General features: G+C 44.9%; 14 protein-coding genes. 9 read left to right on the forward strand and 5 right to left on the reverse strand.

Annotated features, from left to right (window positions below; all coding sequences use genetic code 11):
- The 4 genes from IT291_01310 to IT291_01325 form a co-directional block, all read left to right on the forward strand.
- Positions 1 to 138 (forward strand): AAA family ATPase (locus IT291_01310; protein MCC6219860.1); only part of this gene is annotated, 138 nt, incomplete at its 5' end.
- Positions 116 to 1,837: a DUF3592 domain-containing protein gene (locus IT291_01315; protein MCC6219861.1), complete on the forward strand. Its 1,722-nt coding sequence runs from the start codon at positions 116 to 118 to the stop codon at positions 1,835 to 1,837. The genes IT291_01310 and IT291_01315, both read left to right, overlap by 23 nt.
- A 28-nt stretch (positions 1,838 to 1,865) precedes the next feature.
- Complete coding sequence (locus tag IT291_01320; protein MCC6219862.1) at positions 1,866 to 2,225, forward strand: hypothetical protein; 360 nt, start codon at positions 1,866 to 1,868, stop codon at positions 2,223 to 2,225.
- A complete protein-coding gene (locus IT291_01325) occupies positions 2,222 to 2,818 on the forward strand; it encodes a hypothetical protein (GenBank protein ID MCC6219863.1) in 597 nt (198 codons plus the stop codon). The genes IT291_01320 and IT291_01325 overlap by 4 nt, the downstream gene beginning before the upstream one ends.
- Positions 2,819 to 2,916: 98 nt before the next feature.
- Here IT291_01325 and IT291_01330 read toward each other — a convergent pair whose 3' ends face one another.
- Genes IT291_01330 through IT291_01345 form a run of 4 tightly spaced genes read right to left on the reverse strand, consistent with a single transcriptional unit; the run spans position 2,917 to position 5,549 of the window.
- On the reverse strand, positions 2,917 to 4,086 hold the full coding sequence (locus IT291_01330) for an acyl-CoA/acyl-ACP dehydrogenase (protein MCC6219864.1): 1,170 nt from the start codon (positions 4,084 to 4,086) through the stop codon (positions 2,917 to 2,919).
- 10 nt (positions 4,087 to 4,096) lie between these two features.
- A complete protein-coding gene (locus tag IT291_01335) occupies positions 4,097 to 4,387 on the reverse strand; it encodes a metal-sulfur cluster assembly factor (protein MCC6219865.1) in 291 nt (96 codons plus the stop codon).
- Positions 4,388 to 4,413: 26 nt separating this feature from the next.
- Entirely contained in the window at positions 4,414 to 5,013 is a 600-nt protein-coding gene (locus IT291_01340) for an SIS domain-containing protein (protein ID MCC6219866.1), read from the reverse strand.
- Positions 5,014 to 5,054: 41 nt separating this feature from the next.
- Positions 5,055 to 5,549, reverse strand: coding sequence for a hypothetical protein (locus IT291_01345; protein ID MCC6219867.1), 495 nt, complete (start codon positions 5,547 to 5,549; stop codon positions 5,055 to 5,057).
- A gap of 344 nt (positions 5,550 to 5,893) precedes the next feature.
- On the opposite strand from IT291_01345, the gene IT291_01350 reads away from it, so the two are divergent.
- Positions 5,894 to 6,607: a protein-L-isoaspartate(D-aspartate) O-methyltransferase gene (locus IT291_01350; protein MCC6219868.1), complete on the forward strand. Its 714-nt coding sequence runs from the start codon at positions 5,894 to 5,896 to the stop codon at positions 6,605 to 6,607.
- Positions 6,608 to 6,633: 26 nt separating this feature from the next.
- Here IT291_01350 and IT291_01355 read toward each other — a convergent pair whose 3' ends face one another.
- Positions 6,634 to 7,248, reverse strand: coding sequence for a dTDP-4-dehydrorhamnose 3,5-epimerase family protein (locus IT291_01355; GenBank protein ID MCC6219869.1), 615 nt, complete (start codon positions 7,246 to 7,248; stop codon positions 6,634 to 6,636).
- A gap of 122 nt (positions 7,249 to 7,370) precedes the next feature.
- Between IT291_01355 and acnA the strand changes: the two genes are divergently transcribed.
- From acnA to IT291_01375, 4 genes are all read left to right on the forward strand, one after another.
- On the forward strand, positions 7,371 to 10,055 hold the full coding sequence (gene acnA, locus IT291_01360; GenBank protein MCC6219870.1) for an aconitate hydratase AcnA: 2,685 nt from the start codon (positions 7,371 to 7,373) through the stop codon (positions 10,053 to 10,055).
- A 43-nt stretch (positions 10,056 to 10,098) separates the two neighbouring features.
- The gene (locus IT291_01365; GenBank protein MCC6219871.1) at positions 10,099 to 11,406 is read left to right on the forward strand and encodes a replication-associated recombination protein A; all 1,308 of its coding nucleotides are present in this window, start codon (positions 10,099 to 10,101) and stop codon (positions 11,404 to 11,406) included.
- Positions 11,407 to 11,429: 23 nt separating this feature from the next.
- Positions 11,430 to 14,882 (forward strand): pyruvate carboxylase, encoded by a 3,453-nt coding sequence (locus IT291_01370; GenBank protein MCC6219872.1) that lies wholly within the window; start codon positions 11,430 to 11,432, stop codon positions 14,880 to 14,882.
- Positions 14,883 to 15,023: 141 nt separating this feature from the next.
- Positions 15,024 to 16,295, forward strand: a complete 1,272-nt coding sequence (locus tag IT291_01375) for an ATP-binding protein (GenBank protein ID MCC6219873.1) — start codon at positions 15,024 to 15,026, stop codon at positions 16,293 to 16,295.
- Positions 16,296 to 16,366: the final 71 nt, after the last annotated feature.

Genomic DNA, 16,366 nt, shown 5'->3' on the forward strand with positions numbered 1-16,366 from the left:
GATTCTCATTGCATTGACCTACTAAAGACCGATTCTTACCTGCGTTATCGCAATGAGCCCTGGCTGCTTAGGGAAGAATTATCGGCAGACAAGGGCCAATCTTTGGTGGTCATAGATGAGATTCAAATTACGTTCTGAGTCAGAAGAGACAGGACCGACAGCTGCACTTTTCGGTAGCCTGTTTTTTTCGGTATTTTTGTTATTCGGCCTGTTCTTTTCTTATTTTATCGGCCAGTCTGTTTATGAGGGGCTTGTTAGTTACACCTGGCATAGACACATCTGCACAATTACTTCGAGCTCTATTACAGACAAAGGCGACAAGTACGAGTTTAATGTAGAATATAGTTACTCATTTAAAGAGCAGCCCTTTTTGTCGAATAGATTCAGCAGTTCTGGGATGCGGTCTACCGACTATGGCGAGCTACAAAAACTCGAGCTCAAGTACTCGCACGGGATGCAGGTTGCCTGTTATATCAACCCACAGTCACCAACTGTGTCTGTGCTAGAACATGGATCTATTTTTTCGCCTCTGCTCTTGTTATTCCCTCTTATCTTTTTCGGCATAGGTTTCGGTGGACTATATGCTATGTGGATCGCCAAGCGAAAAGCGGCCGTTTCGCAAGGAGAGCAATCTATCTCGAAAAAGGCAAAGGACTCGTATGGCAAAAACATACTGATTATTTTGTCTGGCATATTTCTCTTAGTAGGATTCGGCTTTCTTGTCGTCGCGATCATCATGCCACTAATGCATGCAATGGAGGCAAACACCTGGAATCCTTCGGACTGTGAGGTAATCTCTAGCAGAGTAAATAGTCACTCAAGTGACGACACGACGACGTATAGTGTAGATATACTTTACGAGTACACGAATAATGGCAAACAGTATAAATCAAACCGCTATAACTTTAGCCCTTTTACCTCTAGCAGCGGGCGAGACGCAAAGTCTCGGATAGTAAAACAGTATCCGCCCGGTCGCAGGTTCCAATGTTTTGTAAATCCGCTTGATCCGACTGAAGCAGTAATAGAGCGAGGGCTTAATTCCGACAATTTAGTGATTGCTATAGTCACACTGCTATTTATCGGCCTTGGGGCCATGGGGTTATATTTTGGGCTATCTTCCCGTCGAAGAAAACGCCGTTTGTATGCTTTGGACATTGCGAATTACTCATCCTCGGTGGTTGACAATGCAGATTGGCTTCCAACTTTCAAATCATCGGGTGTTGTCACCCCTGAAGGCAATATTTTGTTGACATCTAATTTCTCGCCGATGCGTGACTTATTTTTTATGATTATTTTCTCTGCTATTTGGAATGGCATATTATCTGTGTTTGTGTTCCAAGCTATAGAAGGATGGCAAAATGGTAACCCAGATTGGTTTCGAGCCCTTTTTCTGCTGCCGTTTGTCTTGATTGGAGCAGGCACTGCAGTGGGTATTATCTATTGCTTTCTTGCTTTGTTTAATCCAAGGATTCTGCTTGCCGTGAGTTCCGAGCAATTGCGTCTAGGTGATACTCTAAGAGTTAACTGGAAGACATCTGGTCGAAGGCACCTAATCTCTCACTTCAAGATAGAACTGCAGGGTCTTGAAGAAGCTACTTATCGCCGAGGGACTAATACCTATACAGATAAAAATGTCTTTAAGACAATAGCTCTTATAGACACTGCTCAATCGATAACAGTCCAGCAAGGTGAAGCAAGTGCGACTATTCCAGTAGATACTATGCACTCCTTTGAGAGCACCAATAATAAAATCATCTGGAAACTCAAAGTTCACGGCGTCATTCATCGCTGGCCCGATCTTTTAGCGGAGTATCTCGTATGTATTCTTCCAAAGTGAGAGAAGCATAACCGGAGATTATTTAAGTATGAGTTCTTTAGAGATTTTTCTTACGGAGGACAAACGCGAGTTCAAACCAGGCGAGAATATAACGGGTAAGACCTCTTGGTCTTTCACGGAGGATCCTGAAGAGCTTCACATAAGATTGTTTTGGTATACAGAAGGAAAGGGAAGTCAAGATGTATGTATTGTTTCAGATGAGACTTTCACTAAACCTGGCCAAAGTGGCGAGCGTCCTTTTTCCATCCAGACACCAATAGGACCTTATAGTTTTTCCGGCAAGCTAATTTCGCTCATATGGGCAATTGAGGTAATAGCCGAGCCAGACCTGGGAACCGAACGCCTGGAGATAAGTATATCGCCTAATGGCAAAGAGATCGCCCTGTGAGAGCAAGAGACAACCCATTTTCGACTGACCGTCTGGAGCAACTCAACTATCACTTCCAAAGTGATAGTTGGGATGATGTCATCTCGCGACTTAAATCTATTGGAACCTGTTCGGCCGTAGTAGGGCAGGAGGGCTCGGGAAAGACTTTGTTCCTTGAACAATTGGCCTTACAGCTTAAACAACGTGGTTTTGACGCAAAGCTATTTCGCATTGGTAAGTCAGAGAAATTACTTATAAGTGACTCTGCGTTACAGGAGAATTGCTATGTATTGGTAGATGACGCCGATCTTCTCGGTCATTGTTTTATGCAGTTACTAAGGTACAGAACTAGACAGACGGCCGGACTAATAATTAGCTCTCATAAGGCCCGCAGAACTATACCGACGCTAATCAGCTGTCAAACTAGCGCGGAGCTACTTTATCTACTGGTGAATAATCTGCTGGAAAAACACAACGCCATAAGGTTTAGCGAAATCTCCAACATCTATAAGCGAAACTGTGGGAATATTAGACTAGCTCTTTTAGAGCTCTACGCCTTATGTTCAAGCAGCAATTATGACACTTCCTCGGGCTGGCCACAGCCGCTAGTGTAATTTTGGCTCAGGCTACTCCTAATGTTCTATCCACTGCGCTCGCTCATTTCTCCGCGAACGTCAGGAAACCGTATTCCACTAGTTTTGGAAGCGAGACGCTATGAGCTTGCAAGCTCAAGCTCCGCCACGCGCTTGTAGTGGTGGTTTTTATCTCCATAACACGACGCTAGTGTTATGGCTCTCCTTAGAAATAAGTGCAAATCGTATTCATATGTAAAGCCAATACCGCCGTGAATCTGAATAGCGCGCTCAGCAACTTTAGGGGCTATTTCGCTAGCGTAGGCCTTTATAGCAGCAGCACTTTGGGAAAATTGCGCCTTGTCACCGGCCCGGCTCCAGGCGGCAAAATGCAATAGGGTTGTGGCGCTCTGAAGTTCTAGATGCATATCCGCTAGCTTATGGCTTATTGCCTGGAAACTGCCTATGGGTTTTGAAAATTGCTTGCGAGTCTTGGCATATTCGACGGACATGTCTAAAGCAGTTTGTCCAACTCCAAGCATTTCGGCACTGGCTAAAATGGCTATGCAGTCGCTTAACTCCTGCCATGCAGCATCGGGAACTATGTTGGTCGACAGGAGTTCAGCTTCGGTGTCTTTAAAATTCAAGCGATAATAACAGCGAACGAGATCAAAAGAGGGTTGTCTTATAATTTCTAGATTTTTAAACGTTTCGCGCTTTACCAAAAATAGCGCCTTGTCACAACTATCGATGATTGCCGGCACTAGAATGATGTCTACAACCTCTACCGATGGAACCAACGTTGCGCTGCCACTTAAAAGATATTGCGTCCTCTCCTCATTAGCTTTTTTCTTCCTGGTTTCCTTTATCTTGGCAGATAGTGGCGGCGCGTTGCTCCGCCCAAAAAAATCCTGAAAAGCACCGCTAGCGCGAACTTCACCCTGCCCAATTTTAGGCAATAACTCGGCTCTGCTAAGTTCGTCGCCCATAAGGCTTAAGGGATAAATCCCCAAGGCGACGGTCTCAAATAAGGGAAGGGGAGATAGCACTCTCGCGCTCTCTAGCAGCATTAATTGCGCTGCTACGAGATCGAAGCCCAATCCACCAAAATCTTCTCCTAAACACCCAAGAAAAGCGCCTAACTGAGATAGTTCAGCCCATAAGTTTAAAAACTTCTCGTCGAGCGCCAAGCTCTTTGACGCGCTGTGCGCATCGAAACTCTTTGCTGTGGCGCGAAGCCCATCCTTTACCAATAATTTTTGTAAGGAGCGTCGAAATTCACGTAGCTCCTTGGGAATTAAGAAATCCATAACGGCAAAATTACAATATACCTAGCATGGCTTTTAGCTCATCGGAAGGCTTCCAGGGGGGATCGAAAACCACCTCGACATTGCATATTTCCACTCCCTCAAGGGTTAAAATTTTTTGCCGAACGTCATCTACTAGTTCTGGGCCCAAAGGACAGGCTACCGACGTAAACGTCATTCTAATGTCAACGGCAGAGCCGTTTATGTCAATGTCGTATATTAGGCCAAGAGTCCACACATCAATGTAAAGCTCGGGATCCATAACAGTTTTTAATGCTTCTACGACATCCTCTCTTGCTGTCATTTTAAGACTCGCTCCTTTGTGAAAACTTACGAGAGACTAGAGCTAACTTTTCCGCCAGTGGAAAATAATTTCATTTCGAGTTGTTCGCATATTATGTGAACTATTGCGATATGTGCCTCTTGGATATGTGCAGTGATGTCTGATTGAACGACTACAGAGAGGTTTGCTATGTCTCTCGCCTTGCCCCCACCTTTTCCAAGGAGAGCAATGCTCACAGCGCCAATTTCTTTTGCCTTTTCCACTGCCTTAACTATATTAATTGAATTGCCGCTAGTCGAGAAGGCAACAAGCGCATCCTTGCTAGTAACAAATGTTGCAACCTGGCGCTCGAATATTTCATTAAAACTGTAATCGTTAGCCCAGCACGTTATTACTCCCGCATCGCACAAATGGTGCGCCGGAATTCCTGGTCTGTGCATCTTGTAGCGCGCGACGAGTTCTTCGCTTAGATGCATAGCATCGCAAGCCGAGCCACCATTGCCGCAAGAATAAACGCGACCTCCATCTCTGACTGTGTTGACTAAAATCTCTACAGCGCGATTAATAGAACCAACGTGGTCGAGAAGCGACAACTTTACACGAGCAGACTCTTTAATGTGTTCTTCTATTGCTACTTTACTGCTCACCGGCAAGACCGAATTTATGATAAAAATCTGCCGAGAAAAAACTAAGCGGCACTTTTAAACTGTCGCTTAATAACTGTGTCGACTTCTTCGATTAATGAGCCAATGCAATATGCCCAAACGTATTGCCCCGCACGTGGGCCGGTCAATACTTCAGCTATTCCATCGCGATCTTCAATTCTGTTCTTTATAAACAACTGTTTGCCATCCGTTAAGAGAATCATGTCTCGTGGATTCTCGTGTAGTTTTGGCAAGCGTTTTCTCAAATACGAAATGCCACGTCGAAAGCGATTTACCGGCAAACCTTCGCGCTTCATGCGAAATAGCCAAGAGAGTAAAATGACGTCGGCATAGCTGTAGCAATTGCGGCCGCGTTGCTGAGTTCTTCCCGAGGCCACTACCAACTCCGTGCGTGAGTAGTAGTTTAAGAGAGCGAGGCCTATTTTTTCTGAGCCCCCGAGCATTCCGCGCAATATGGATTGAACTTCTTTAGCAGTAAATTCTCTCTCGATTTGTTTTACTTTATCCCGTGTTTCCATATATAAAAGCTCAATCCTTTGGCGTATGTCCGTTCCAAAAAGTAAAATATTTAACTTGCTTTTTGGAACGAGCATTTTTTGTTTGTTGGCAAGTGCTTACGCATTTGCTTGTCATGCCGTTTCCAAAAATATTTATGGTAAACGGTATAACTACCTGAAACAACTTATAATTATTGCACAGAGCATATTTGCATGTTATATGAATGTCAATATATTAAGTGACTTGAACTAAACAGTTTTTGATGAAAGCTCTAGTCGTTTGTTTCCCTTACATTTTTTGCCTTTTAATAGCACAAGAAGCCTGTATGTCTCATGAAAAAGTGAATGGCGCCTCTCCGCATGAAATGGATCTCAGGACTCTAACTGAAGGTGGTTACGGTCCTTTTATCAGCCAAGGTTTAGATAGGCCTCAGCTTACTAATCAGGAAGTTTTAAAGGCGATGTCGCGCGTCGCTAGGCATCTATTTGTGCCAAGCGAGGTTTCTCGTTTTGCCTACGAAGATAGAGCGCTGGCAATTGGGAAAAGACAAACCATATCGCAACCCTACATCGTTGCGCTCATGACTCAAGAGGCTGGAATATCTCAGGGAAGCAAGGTTTTGGAGATAGGTACGGGAAGTGGGTTTCAGGCGGCAGTATTAGCAGAACTCGGGGCGCGAGTTTTTAGTGTCGAAATAATTTCTTCCCTAGCTGATGAGGCGAAAGAGAGGCTGGAGCGATTAGGGTATGTAAATGTAACCGTTAGGCAAGGAGATGGCTGGAAAGGATGGGAAGAGGAAGCGCCATTCGATGCGATATTAGTAACGGCTGCTGCCCCTAGGCCACCGCGCGAACTCATTTCGCAATTGGCAAACGGAGGGAAGATGGTAATTCCCATAGAAGATGAAAATACTGATGGGGAAATCCTCATGGTAATAGAGAAGCGGGGAGATGATTTAATAACGCGCGATCTGGGATTAGTTCGCTTCGTGCCAATTACTGGAACTGCTCGCGAGCGCGAAGAAAATAAGCAAAGCTCGGACAGCGATGACGACGATAATGATGCTAATGATGAATAGATGCAGTCTATAAGATTATCGCGTTACTAAAAATCGATAGGAATTCGATCTTGTGTTGGCATAAACGTTCTCTTATCGTTTTCTGCCACTATTAGTGTCTCGTTTTTGCCGCCCCACTTGTGGGGTACTATTTCTGAATTAAAGGGGAAACGTCCTTCGTCGTTCGGATCGTACGTTCTACTCGTAATGTAAAACAGATGCGCCTGTTCGCTTAAAACTTTGCATCCGTGAAGAACCCCAGTGGGAATTCGCACGACGGCAGTCAATGCCTGGGGGTCTAGCGAATTTTCTCCCAGTTTAAATTCAAGCTTCTTTTTAAACGTTGGGCTCTCTTCTCTAAGATCATATAGAACTGTGTGAATTACTCCTAAACCCACGTACCACCAATCTACTTGCCTATGATGAAAGTGCCAAGCCTTGACGGTATCTTTGCCCATTTTGCTATGACTCCATTGGCCAAAGCCCTCGCGAAAAAAATCATCAGAAACTCGCACCACCTCCCTAAAGAAACCGCGATCATCGGGAAAGGTTTTTAAATCTTTAAATTGCACATCGCAAATTAAATTTTTATCTAATTTAGTCTCATCGATAGAAAGGATCATGTTAATCGGCAAATAAAATGTTACAATCTTTAAGGGCATGTTTCTTGACATGTCCTTAATCGGTTATTGAGCAAAATGTGGCCAAAATCTACGAAAACATTTTTGCGTTGGCAATAGGCGATTATTAAAATGCTAAAAAGGCAGCTTTCTAGGGTAATGTTATGATTTCGCTTAAAGAACTATCGGGTAAGAAATTTGGAAAAGTTAAATATTGTCCTCTTCAAGGGCTTGAAGATTTGGGGGTTGGAAGCATATCCCGTTTGCCATTTAGCATTCGCATTTTACTGGAGTCGGTTCTGAGAAATTGCGATGGCTTTGTCTTTACCGAAGAGCATGTAAAAACCCTTGCAGGATGGAAGCCTCTAAGCGAGAAGCGTCCAGAAATGCCATATAAGCCAGCAAGAGTTGTGTTACAGGATTTTACTGGAGTTCCAGCTATTGTAGACTTGGCTGCTATGCGCGACGCCATGAAGCGCCTTGGGGGCAATCCAGCAAAGATTAACCCTCTCGTTCGTTGCGATTTGGTAATAGATCATTCAGTGCAAGTCGATTATTTCGGGACTAGTGCTGCTTTAGCTAAAAACGAGGAAGTCGAGTTTCAGCGAAATCGTGAAAGATACGAGTTTTTGAAATGGGGACAACTCGCCTTTAGCAATTTGCGGGTGGTTCCGCCCTCGACCGGCATAATACATCAAGTAAATTTGGAGTATTTGTCGGAAGGCATCTATTGGAATAGGCAAGCTAATGTGGTTTATCCGGATAGTTGTGTGGGAACTGATTCGCATACGACGATGGTAAATGGTCTAGGGGTTTTAGCTTGGGGTGTTGGTGGAATTGAGGCTGAAGCAGTGATGCTCGATCAGCCTATTTACATGTTAGTTCCCGACGTCGTCGGCATAAAGTTGCTGGGAGAGATGCCAGATGGCACGACGGCTACCGATTTGGTGCTAGCGATTACAGAGCTTTGTCGCTCTATTGGAGTAGTGGAAAAGTTTGTGGAGTTTTTTGGCCCAGGACTTAACTTCATGAGCGTTGCAGATAGAGCTACAGTTGGCAATATGGCTCCAGAGCAGGGGAGCACTGTTAGTTTTTTTCCCGTTGACGATTTAACATTACAGTACTTGCGCGAATCTAGTCGCAGCGAAGAGTTAGTTGCGCTTACTGAAGCGTATTACAAGAGCCAAGGTTTGTTTCGCGAGGCGAGCACTCCCGATCCCGAATTCTCTAGGGTCGTTGAGTTGGACTTGTCAAGTATTGTGCCATGTGTCGCTGGGCCAAAGCGGCCACAGGATAGAGTGGCATTGAGTAATGTAGCGTCTAGTTACAGGGCGAGCCTTCTTGCTCCTGTTGGTTCCAAAGGCTTTGGCTTGCAGGCAAATGATTTGGAGCGCAAGGGAGTGGTAAAACTTGATAACGAAAGCGAGGAGATATCCCATGGGGCTGTCGTCATTGCTGCTATAACTTCTTGTACCAACACTAGTAATCCCGCATCGATGATAGCGGCGGGTTTAGTAGCTAAAAAAGCTGTAGAAAGGGGGTTAACGGTTAAGCCATACGTAAAAACGTCTCTTGCGCCTGGGTCTACGGTCGTTACGGATTATTTAAAGAAGGCTGGACTTTTAGCCTATTTGGAAAAAATAGGGTTTTTTATCGTAGGGTATGGCTGTACTACTTGCATAGGTAACTCTGGCCCGCTACCCGAAGCGGTTGAAAAGGCTATTGTCGAAAATGATTTAGTAGTTTCTGCTGTGCTTTCGGGCAATCGCAATTTTGAAGGTAGGGTTCATCCACTTACGCGCGCTAATTATTTAGCTTCGCCTCCTTTAGTAGTAGTTTATGCTTTGGCTGGTTCTACTGCTAAGGACGTTACAACGGAACCTATAGGTATTGGCAGCGATGGGAATGCAGTGTATTTGCGCGATATTTGGCCTAGTAGTGCAGAAATTGCAGCGGCCGTGCGTGAAGCGGTGTTGCCAGAGATGTTTAAGAATCGCTACGCAGATGTGTTTAAAGGGTCGGATGCTTGGCAACGAATTGAGACTAAAAGGACCGAGCTTTATTCGTGGGATGAAAGTTCTACTTATATACAGGAGCCGCCTTTTTTTACTGAGCTTTCTGCTGATTCTAAGTACATTAAGTCAATTTGCAATGCTAGAGTCCTAGCCTGCTTTGGTGATTCCGTAACGACAGATCACATTTCCCCTGCTGGCTCTATGGCAAAGAACTCTCCAGCGGCAGTTTATTTGAAATCTCTTGGAGTTAAGCCGGAGGAGTATAACAGCTATGGCTCGCGTCGTGGAAACTACAAGATAATGATGCGCGGCACGTTTGCTAACGTGAGGATAAAAAACGCCTTAGTCCCAGGCGTAGAAGGTAACGTTACAGTGTATCACGACACTGGTGAGCAAATGTCGTTTTTTGACGCTGCCGAGCGTTATAGGGAAAAAGATGTTCCGCTAATTGTTTTGGCGGGGAAGGAGTATGGAAGCGGTTCTTCGCGCGACTGGGCAGCTAAAGGGCCATTTTTGCTTGGTGTTAAGGCTGTAATTGCAGAGAGCTATGAGAGGATTCATCGAAGCAATCTAATTGGCATGGGCATTTTGCCGCTTGAATTTATGCCCGGAGAAAATGCAAAAAGCCTGGGATTAAATGGAGATGAAATCTTTGATATAATATTAAATGATTTGATGAAACCTCGGGAGACCATTGCTGTTTTGGCGCGCAGTCCCAAGGGCGGCGAGAAAACTTTTAATACGATAAGTCGCATAGACGCTCCTGTAGAAATACAGTACTACCGCGATGGTGGGATACTTTGTACGGTATTAAAGAATCTGTTAAACCAATGAAGTTTATTTTAGACATATCGGGCGGCATACGGCCTTTACATACATGGCTGATTTTCGCGTCCCGCTAGCTGAGCGCATGCGGCCTAGGACGGTGGATGAAATCCTGGGTCAGGATGAAGCCATAGGTCCGAATTCAGTTTTTGGCCAAATCATTCGCAGCAAAGATACCAATATTCCTTCGGTAGTTTTGTGGGGGCCACCGGGAGTCGGCAAAACTACAATCGCGCGAGTAATTGCAGAAGAGAGCAATTGCCATTTTGTTCGCCTTTCGGGGGTTTTGGATGGAGTAAAAGAACTTCGCCAGGCGGTTGAAAATGCAGAAGTCTTGCTAGAAAAGACGGGCAAATCGACCGTTGTCCTCGTAGATGAAATTCATCGCTTCAATAAAGCGCAGCAGGATGCCTTCCTGCCACATATTGAATCGGGCTTGCTCACTATAATAGGTCAGACGACTGACAATGTTAGCTTTCGATTGAGAAATGCCCTCTTAAGTCGGTTGCACGTAATTTCGCTTAAAGCACTGTCTGTAAACTGTCTGGAGCAACTAATAGACAGGGCTTTAGTGGATGTCGAGCGAGGTTTAGGAGAGTGGCATCTGCAAATTGAACCTACGGCACGAAATGCTCTAGCTAAATGGAGCATGGGAGACGCTAGGCGGGCCCTCAATGCCATAGAATGGGCTGCGATCCACGCCCGAACTGAAGGAAGGAGCGCGATAACGGCAGAAATGTTGCAGGCCCATTTTAAGATGCAACCAATCTATTTTGACCAAGATGGAGATTACCACTACGACTGCATTTCGGCCTTTATAAAATCCATGCGCGGCTCTGATCCCGAGGCGGCGCTTTACTACATGTTACGCGCTTTAGAGGGGGGCGAGGATCCGCTCTTTATAACTCGTCGCATGATTATCTTTGCCTCGGAAGATGCTAGCTGCGATCCCCGGGCGATACAGCTCGCCTTAGATGTCGATCGAGCGGTCGAGCGAGTTGGTCTACCAGAAGCTAAGATTCCCTTGGCCCAGGGAGCGATCTACTTAGCGTGTTGCTCGAAGTCTAATGCTTCTTATCTGGCATTAAAGGAAATGGAGAAGGTAGTGTCGCAGTATCCGGATTTAGAAATACCAGAGCGACTATGCAATGCTCCCACAGAACTGATGCGCGAAATGGGCCACTCTGTTGGCTACAAGTATCCCCATGACTATCCGGAAGGATTTGTAGCGGAGAGATATTTGCCTAAGGAGATAGGGGACTTGCGCGTCTATGAGCCGACGGACAGGGGTTTGGATGTGAAGATTAAAGAGAGACTGTCTCACTACCGACAACTAATAGAGGCAGTTAAGAGGCGTTAAGGGATTTATCTAGGAAGAACATTGTGGCCCAGATCGCGCGGACACTAAAAAACTTATTAGTTGCTAATCGAGGTGAAATAGCCATTCGCGTAATGCGAGCGGCTACTGAGTTAAAAATGCGAACGCTAGCGGTCTATACCTATGAGGATCGCTATTCGCTGCATCGCTATAAAGCAGATGAGGCCTATCTCATAGGGGCAGAAACCGAACCGCTTAAACCATATCTCGATATCGAGGAGATTGTCGAACTAGCTAAACGAAAAAACGTAGATGCAATACATCCAGGTTATGGATTTTTGTCTGAGAATGCGAGTTTTGCCAGAGCTTGTCGCGATGCTGGCATAGAGTTTATTGGCCCCAGCGCCGAGGTTTTGGAGAAATTGGGTGACAAGATTGGGGCAAAGCGCATTGCTAGGAAATTGGGGATTCCTGTTATTGAGGATAGCCAAGCGGTAAAGACAATAGAGGAGGCTATAGAAGAGGCGAAGAGAATTTCGTATCCACTAATCATTAAGGCTGCCGGTGGTGGGGGAGGTAGGGGGATGCGAGTTGTTAGAAAGGAACGCGAGTTAAGTGCATTATACAAAGAAGCCCGTGCGGAGTCGCTTAGGGCTTTTAATAACGACACTGTGTTTTTGGAAAAGTATATCGAAAACCCAAAACACCTCGAGGTGCAAATAATTGGCGATAAGCATGGCAGGTTGCTGCACTTCCATGAGCGCGATTGCTCGGTTCAGAGGCGCTTTCAAAAAGTAGTGGAGATCGCTCCTTGTCCATCCATTGGTCAGGAGACAAGGGAAGAATTATTTAGATATGCCTTAGAAATTGGAAAGGAGGTGGGGTACTTTAGCGTTGGGACTGTTGAGTTTCTCCTGGAATCGAGTGGAAAAATTTATTTTATTGAGGTCAATCCTCGCATTCAGGTTGAACACACCGTTACGGAGGAGGTGACGGGAATAGATTTGGTGCGCGCCCAGATTTTAGTTTCCCTTGGCCATTCTCTAGACTCGGAATGCATTGCGCTTGGTTCTCAAAAGGACATCCCATGTAATGGCTATGCTATTCAGTGCCGAATAACTACAGAGGATCCCGAAAACGATTTTAAGCCAGATTATGGGCGAATTAGCGCCTATCGGAGCCCTGGGGGATTTGGCATTAGGTTGGATGCTGGGAGTGCTTACGCTGGGGCAAAGATTTCTCCTTTTTTTGATTCTCTTTTGGTTAAAGTTACATCTTCTGGCAGGACGCTTGCGGGAGCTGCTGACAGATTGCACCGAGCGTTAGAGGAATTTCGCATTAGGGGTTTGCGAACTAACATTGATTTTTTGGAAAACGTTTTAAATCACTCAACTTTTCGCGATGGCAAGGCTACGGTAAATTTTATTGATGACTGGCCGGAATTATTTCGCAGGCGCAAGCGTCGGGATCGCGCTAGCAAAGTGCTTAACTATTTAGCGGATGTTGCAGTTAATGGAAATGCAGACATTAAGAACCCAGACAGTAACAGGAAATTCCGTGAGCCATCGGTTCCAAAATATAACCGCTTTGGCGACTTTCCTGAAGGGAGTAGGCATAAGTTGTTAACTTTGGGACGAAATAATTTTCTAAGTTGGTTATCTAATGAAAAGGCCATACAGTATACAGATACGACTTTTCGCGATGCGCATCAGTCGCTTTTGGCAACGCGGCTTAGAACAATTGACATGATTCGCGTGGCTGAAAGTTTGGCAAAAAATAATCCCAATATTTTTTCTATGGAGGTTTGGGGCGGAGCTACTTTCGACGTAGCTCTGCGCTTTTTGCACGAGTGCCCTTGGGAACGCTTACGGTTATTCAGAGAGGCAATGCCAAACATCTTGTTGCAGATGTTGTTGCGCGGTTCAAATGCAGTAGGGTATTCAGCTTATCCCGATAATCTTATCGGAGAGTTCATCCGACAATCTGCCAAGTGCGGGGTCGATATTTTTAGGATATTTGATTCCATGAATTGGCTAGATGCAATGCTATATAGCATTCGCGTTGTTAGAGAGGAAACCAATTCTATTGCCGAAGTCTGTATGTGCTACACGGGAGATATTTTAAATCCTGCGAGAAGAAAATTCGATTTGCAGTATTATTTAGATTTCGCAAGACGGCTCGAAGATGCTGGCGCTCACATTTTGGCTATCAAGGACATGGCTGGACTTCTAAAGCCACAGGCGGCTACTCTCTTAATTGAGGAGCTAAAAAAGGTTGTTCAGATACCAATTCACCTTCATACGCATGATACGTCATCAGTGCAGGCGGCCACTTATTTAATGGCTGTAGAAGCTGGGGTGGATATATTAGATGTAGCCCTTTCGTCGATGTCTGGGCTTACCTCTCAGCCTAGTTTTGAGGCCATTGCGTCGATGTTTAGAGGTCATCCCCGAGAGAATCCCATGGATATTTCTTCTTTGAATAAGTATTCTGCTTATTTTGAGGCTGTGCGCGAATACTACTATCCGTTTGAGTGCGAGCTAAAAGCTGGCACGGCTGAAATTTATGAGCATGAAATTCCTGGCGGTCAATATTCCAACCTGAGGCCACAGGCGCGAGCTCTAGGACTGGAAGATCGCTTTGAGAATATCAAGCAAAATTACCAGGCTGTAAATCAGTTACTAGGCGATGTCATCAAAGTTACGCCAACATCGAAGGTCGTAGGTGATTTAGCTCTTTTTATGACGGCAAACGATTTAACTGCGGACGGTATCATGCAAAGGGGGAGCGAGTTATCGTTCCCAGAATCGCTGAAAAGCTATTTTCGTGGGGATTTAGGCCAGCCGTATGGAGGGTTCCCAAGCCGATTGCAGGAAATGGTTTTAAAAGGCGAAAAACCATATACCAGTCGTCCAAATGAACATTTGGCGCCAGTTGATTTTGCAGAGGAGTTTAAGAAGTTTATTGAGGAATTTGGTTCCGACAATTCCTTTTTGGATTTTCTGTCATACAAGATGTATCCCAGAGTTTTCGCCTCTTATTCATCGTTTCGCAAGATCTACGGCGACGTGTCAAAGATTCCGACACAGGCCTTTTTTTATGGCTTGCGTACCAATGAGGAGATTTTAGTCACTATCGATGAGGGAAAGACCTTAATTATACAGCTAGTGTATATAAGCGAGCCGGATGAAGCAGGTATTCGCCATGTATCGTTTAAACTAAACGGCCAGTCGCGCGCGGTAGAGGTTCGCGATACTAAAGTGAAGAGCACTAAAATTGCTCACCGCAAAGCGCAGGGCAATGACGAAATAGCATCGCCTCTTCAAGGCAAGCTATCTGCGGTGTTAGTTAAAGTTGGCGAGGAACTAAGTGCCGACTCTCCTTTGTTTGTCATAGAAGCTATGAAAATGGAGACCATAGTTACTGCCACTCATGCTGGTGTCATTAGAGAGATTTTTTTGAAGGCAGGTGAAATGGTGGAGACTGGAGATGCAATTCTAGAGTTGCGCGGTAGCTAAACCGTTTCAAAAAGTAAGTTAAATATTTTACTTTTTGTAAATGCTATAAACAGCGGCAGGTAGAGAAAATGTTGTTGGGAACCTAATTGCTCAAGAAAAATAAAGTTGCCATATTAAACAAAGTCTGGTACTTTGTTTAATATGGGCGAGCTACTTTACAACCTGGTTCTGAGGCAGAAGGCAGAAAAAGACCATATTCTTAGCATGTCTTCTGTTACTAGGGAGAGTTTTTCGGTTTTGCTTGAGAGTCTCAGGCGATCTCTTATAAAGGTAGTAATTGGACCTCGGCGAAGCGGCAAGTCCACACTGGCGCATCAAGTGCTTTCAGCGAGAGGTGAGGAATATGCTTATTTTAACTTTGAAGATGAGCAATTGCCCAATGGAGTAGCTTTTGATGCCATTGAAACTGCATTAACACAGGTTTATCCAAAGTCGACGCTTTACTTTCTGGATGAAATTCAAGTTTTTCCGCGCTGGGAACAACTATTGAATCGTTTAGAGCGAGCTGGAAAGAGAATAGTAGTTTCCGGTTCCAATTCAAAGCTCTTGAGTTCTGAACTTTCTTCGTCTCTTACCGGACGCCATGAGGCTTTTTTAGTTTTTCCATTTAGCTTTGGCGAGTATTGTCAGGTGCATTCCCAGACAAGTGGCGGCAGCGGCGGGTTTAAGGAGTATTTGAGATATGGGGGTTTCCCTGACGTCGTTATGAATCGAGTTCATCCCCAAAATTATCTTCGCGAATTGTGGGATTCTATTGTTCTTAAAGATATTGTCCAGCGCTATAAGGTGCGCAGCGTAACCGAGCTTAAGGCAATGTTAACTATTACTCGTGACTCTTTTGCCAGTAAAATTAGCTATCGTTCCCTAGAGCGAGCCTTGCTAAACCGACTTTCTATCGCCACTGTGGCAAAATTCTGTAGCTACGCTGAAGATGCCTATTTGCTATTTGCGTTGCAGAATTTTTCGTATAAATCCAGAGAGCGTGTTAGCGCCGATAAGAAAGTATATTTAATTGATAATGGTTTTTATACGAGCATGAAGGTTGGTGGCCAGGAAGATTTGGGGAAACTTTTAGAGAATTTTGTCTTTATAAGCTTATACCGAAGCGGTCTTAAGCCGAATCTGGACTTTTTCTATTACAAGACGGGACAGAAACGCGAAATTGATTTTCTCATTCTCGGATTCGGTAAGCCTCGTAGCCTCATCCAGGTATGCTGGTCACTAAGTAGTGAAGCAACGAGGCAGCGAGAGTTTAAATCCATAGTAGACGCAGCCGAGGATTTGGGGGTAAGCAACGCAATGGTCATCACCGCGCAAGAAAAGAAAGTATTTTCCCATCAAGGAATAAAGGTGCGCGCAGTCCCCGTAGTGGAGTTTATTGCGGACGTAGGTGCTTATTGTGGCGATCTATAAAAACAGCAAAGCGCCGACGCTCTCACTAATATGGTGGAGCGAAATTCTTGTGCACGGCCCCGATTGTATAA

Source organism: Deltaproteobacteria bacterium, assembly GCA_020845775.1.
Lineage (GTDB): Bacteria > Bdellovibrionota_C > UBA2361 > SZUA-149 > JADLFC01 > JADLFC01.

What these genes read in the sequence shown, in the direction of transcription:
- IT291_01315 (MCC6219861.1), top strand. Translation starts at nt 116, where the DNA reads ATGAGATTCAAATTACGTTCTGAGTCAGAAGAGACAGGACCGACAGCT.
- IT291_01320 (MCC6219862.1), top strand. Translation starts at nt 1,866, where the DNA reads ATGAGTTCTTTAGAGATTTTTCTTACGGAGGACAAACGCGAGTTCAAA.
- IT291_01330 (MCC6219864.1), bottom strand. Translation starts at nt 4,086, where the DNA reads ATGGATTTCTTAATTCCCAAGGAGCTACGTGAATTTCGACGCTCCTTA.
- IT291_01335 (MCC6219865.1), bottom strand. Translation starts at nt 4,387, where the DNA reads ATGACAGCAAGAGAGGATGTCGTAGAAGCATTAAAAACTGTTATGGAT.
- IT291_01345 (MCC6219867.1), bottom strand. Translation starts at nt 5,549, where the DNA reads ATGGAAACACGGGATAAAGTAAAACAAATCGAGAGAGAATTTACTGCT.
- IT291_01350 (MCC6219868.1), top strand. Translation starts at nt 5,894, where the DNA reads ATGGATCTCAGGACTCTAACTGAAGGTGGTTACGGTCCTTTTATCAGC.
- IT291_01355 (MCC6219869.1), bottom strand. Translation starts at nt 7,248, where the DNA reads ATGCCCTTAAAGATTGTAACATTTTATTTGCCGATTAACATGATCCTT.
- acnA (MCC6219870.1), top strand. Translation starts at nt 7,371, where the DNA reads ATGATTTCGCTTAAAGAACTATCGGGTAAGAAATTTGGAAAAGTTAAA.
- IT291_01365 (MCC6219871.1), top strand. Translation starts at nt 10,099, where the DNA reads ATGGCTGATTTTCGCGTCCCGCTAGCTGAGCGCATGCGGCCTAGGACG.
- IT291_01375 (MCC6219873.1), top strand. Translation starts at nt 15,024, where the DNA reads ATGGGCGAGCTACTTTACAACCTGGTTCTGAGGCAGAAGGCAGAAAAA.